The organism is Vibrio sp. V39_P1S14PM300 (assembly GCF_009904765.1).
GTDB classification, from domain to species: domain Bacteria; phylum Pseudomonadota; class Gammaproteobacteria; order Enterobacterales; family Vibrionaceae; genus Vibrio; species Vibrio proteolyticus.
This window is the reverse complement of the sequence record NZ_WXWP01000153.1, coordinates 1-3,683: the sequence shown is the minus strand read 5'-3', so window position 1 is coordinate 3,683 and position 3,683 is coordinate 1. Positions and strand designations below refer to the sequence as shown.

Here is a 3,683-nt window from a genome sequence, read left to right as displayed (position 1 = left end):
TTGTTACAACGACCAATCCAGCATTAATGACTCAAAGCGTTGTTTCTCTCCTGTTGTCATACCTTTAGGCTTGTCGTTTGGCAGAGCTTTTGGCGGAGTTTCAGTAGCGCTCTCAGGTTCAACAAATAAATCGTTGTAAGCGACCCGATCAAACAATATGTGACGACTGTCTGGGTCTTGGTCATGTACCAGGGACATAGTAAAGACCCCGTCCGATGGTAGCCCACTTAATAACGCTTGCTGCCAGTCGTGGTCTTCCCCTTCATAAAACTCTAAATCAAAGACGTCTTTATAATCTCTATTGTGATCGATCACATAGAGTGAATTCAAAGCGGTGATGCCAGACGTACCAACATCGACCCGGAATAATAGGCCACTGTTTTTTCCATCTACATAAGCAATCACGGTATTACTCTGGTCGTAACTTCGAACGATGGCTTGCTGGTCACTCAGCCATGGCATGTCGTCTTCAGTAACTTTGTGGATGGCAGCACTGTCTACATCGGAGGTGAATTCTTGTGCGCTGAATGACTGTCCGTCACTGTAACTGCTTAATTCATCTAATGGTGTGCTTGATTTATCTAGCAAAGCAGCATCCGATTCTAAATCTTCAATTTGTCCAAAGCGTTTCTGTTTTGGGGAAAAAATGTTCTTGAACAGCTGAGGCTGGTCGGAACAAGAGATTTTGATATAAAGCGTTTTTACCGTCAGTGTAGTAGTAATAGCGAAATCGCTGAATCAGTGGGACCTATAGCGTTTTCCTTCCTTGTTTTTCTTCCATTCGAACTTATAAACTTAAATCGTTTATAGCAATGTAAACTCAGTGACTTCTCCATCTTTGAGTAGTTATGCTCGCCGACGTAGGCGCGATTTGGATGTTTTTCTTGCTCTGTTTTCGCAGAGCTAGAAACAACGAAAGCACTCTGTTGAGATTGGTCATTACAACCAATGAGCGCTAAGCTTAATCACTTGATTAGTAGTGTTTTTTTATTTTTAGCCTAATACGCCACGGCCTAAATCATCTGTTGCCCACAAAGCAGCGCTTTCCTCGCCTAAATTTATGGCAATTGGAAGCCGTGACATAGGACGGATATTTTTAATCTGTTCTAATAAGGTTAGGTCTTTTTCGAGATGGAGCTCTTTATATTGGGGGTTCTGTGCATCCCCAACATTAGGGAAATCGACACCAAACAAATAGATATCTGTTGGCAAATACTTAAAGTCATTACTCATTACTACCTACCTCCAGAAAGCGACCATCGTTGGCATCAGCGTTGTAAAGTACTGGTGTTTTAGCGATTCTACCGGACTGAACAACTACCCAGGACTGTCGACCTTGTCCCGTCAACTCATATCGATAATCAGATCCATAACGTTTTATCGTAACTAACGCTGCGCCTACTTGGGTTTCTTTACCATCATTACTGATGTTAACAACCTCATCGTAAACTTTCTTTTCCTCACCTTCATCAGAGAAGGCAAGCCAAGTTTTTTCCTCAACGTTGATCAGCACCTTACGATACGAGTTTGTTCCCCATACAAACTTACCATTGGGGCTGATCGCAATTTGGCGGTAGATGCGCTTCTCAATATCGACGGAGTCTTCAAACTCATTTTCAGGCAAAATAGTGTATAAGCGTTCGAGTGTCTTGGCGTCATAAACCCCAACCCCCAAGCCCGCGGCATTGATTAACTTGCCATCTACAATCACGGTATTTTCAGACAACGCTACGTCTACCTCTTCTTTGACTCCTGTCTCGAGTGTGTATTTAAAGCGCTTAAAGCCGTCTGAGAAATAGATGTAGCTAGAATCGTCTGCCCAGACCAAATAAGGCTTAGTACGCGCACTGCCCAGTTGAATGGTTTGTTGCGTTTTTAAGTCAAAGATGGCTTTTATCAGAGGCTCTCCATTACTGTATGCATAAGCCACATAACGATTGTTGGGAGAACGACTCATCATAAAATTCTGTGGTGAAGCGGTGTTTGGCATATCATCTGTAACTAAACGTAAATCTGTACCATCAATTTTCATGCTCCAGATTTTGTAGCCATTTTCGTAATCATTTACGAGTGGGTCTTTAGAGTTGACATTGTTCCACCAAAACTGAATTCTAGGTTTGTCATAGGAGCTAACATCAGATAAATCTTCACGGGGCCACTCTTTTGCTCGGCGGACCGCATAGCCTGGTTTTACCGGAAGTGTACCTGGGTATTCTGGCTTGGACAGATCTTCAGAGTAAACAATAAAGTTGTGCTCACTTTGCCATTGGCAACGTGGCCCTGTTACATCTACACGTTCGAGTGACGTTGTTTCACCAACATTGTAACAAGCCTTTTGAGCGGGTTCTTTTTCTACGGATTGTGTTGTTACAGCATTCGAAGCTTGATTACTTTCTTCACCACAGCCTGTTAATAACATAGCTGTCGAGAGAAACATGAGACTTAACGTCGTTCGTTTCATTTTATAATGTACTTTCATTTTATATTAATTGTGTTAGTTCAATGTCTTGATAAATTACTGACATTAATACCGTTTTATCTGAGTTATGAGATCGGCAATGACGAGTTAGATTGACCCGTTTGACTTCTGGTAGCCACCCACTAAACACGACTTCTTTACGATACTGATCCACAAACTCAATCTCGCGTAAAGAATCTTTTGATTCCATGTTCGTCAACACACGCGTGAATTATCTGGCACTATCGAGTAAAGATCTGTTCCCGTACGTTCATCAAAGACACCAACCCCATATTCATCGACCATATAACGCTTACCATCTTAGGCCAAAGCTAAGTAGCGATTATTCGATGACATACGCATTAACCTGACCTGACCATTAAACTCGTCTGCAACTAGGCGTAAATATGTACCATCTGTTTTGATACTCCATACTTTTGGGCAAGTCTCATAAAGCTCCTTTGTACTGTATGTCCCGTTATCCCAACGGAATACCACTCTGGGCATTTTTCTCTGCGATTCGGTCTTCAACCGTTTGAGGTTTTGGCGCTGGTTGTTTCGATTCATTAGCCGATTCTTGATTGCAGCCAGACAAGACCGCCAAGGCTATCAAGCATAATGTATGGCGTAGTTTCATCTTGTATTCTCTTGGTTATCGTTCCCAATGCGCGCAAAACCTTACACACGCGACTCACATGCTTTTTGGAGGTTAGCTTGGCTTATACATCAGTAGATCCGCAATGAGTGTTGAGCAAGAGGGACACCCTAAAGTTCAGTACTTCTTAGATCACAGCGCGGATACAGGCTTAATATTTCCCTTCCTTGCGAGCTTTTAACTGGCGCTGATAGGATTCGTCATATTGTTCTTGAGTCGGAATAGCAGGGAAAAACGATTTTAAGTCAAATGTATCAAACTGACTTGCCAAGTTATCAGGAATAAAAAGGTTAAGGTGGCTCAGTCGGTCATAATCGTCTTTATTCCCTATTTCTAGTTCATAGTAGTACTTGATTTTATCAAACATGCCGGCTTCATTTGGTTGGCGATAGCGCAACAAGGTATTATCGTAATTATTAGCGGAACCGTTGAAGTACCATGCATTCTTCTTGATTACATTTCTGACGGGAGCATTTTCAATTTCTTTTTCTGGATTTTCAAACAAGAAAACTTGGTTTTCATTTCGAGTCCTATAACCACAAATAAATAAGTCACGATTAGGATTGTAAT

Annotated in this window: 2 protein-coding genes and 3 pseudogenes; all 5 read right to left on the bottom strand. The window is 41.8% G+C overall.

Going from position 1 to position 3,683, the window contains the following annotated elements:
- Positions 1-3: 3 nt before the first annotated feature.
- Positions 4-654, bottom strand: a pseudogene (locus CAG65_RS07720) (hypothetical protein); the annotation flags it as partial.
- 339 nt (positions 655-993) lie between these two features.
- Positions 994-1,233 (bottom strand): hypothetical protein, encoded by a 240-nt coding sequence (locus tag CAG65_RS07715; protein ID WP_161453219.1) that lies wholly within the window; start codon positions 1,231-1,233, stop codon positions 994-996.
- Positions 1,226-2,461 carry a TolB family protein gene (locus CAG65_RS07710; protein ID WP_161453222.1) on the bottom strand — a complete coding sequence of 412 codons (1,236 nt, stop codon included), beginning with the start codon at positions 2,459-2,461 and terminating at the stop codon, positions 1,226-1,228. The genes CAG65_RS07715 and CAG65_RS07710 overlap by 8 nt, the downstream gene beginning before the upstream one ends.
- Positions 2,462-2,480: 19 nt before the next feature.
- Positions 2,481-2,671 (bottom strand): annotated as a pseudogene (locus CAG65_RS22440) (hypothetical protein); the annotation flags it as partial.
- A gap of 593 nt (positions 2,672-3,264) precedes the next feature.
- Positions 3,265-3,683, bottom strand: a pseudogene (locus tag CAG65_RS07705) (hypothetical protein); the annotation flags it as partial.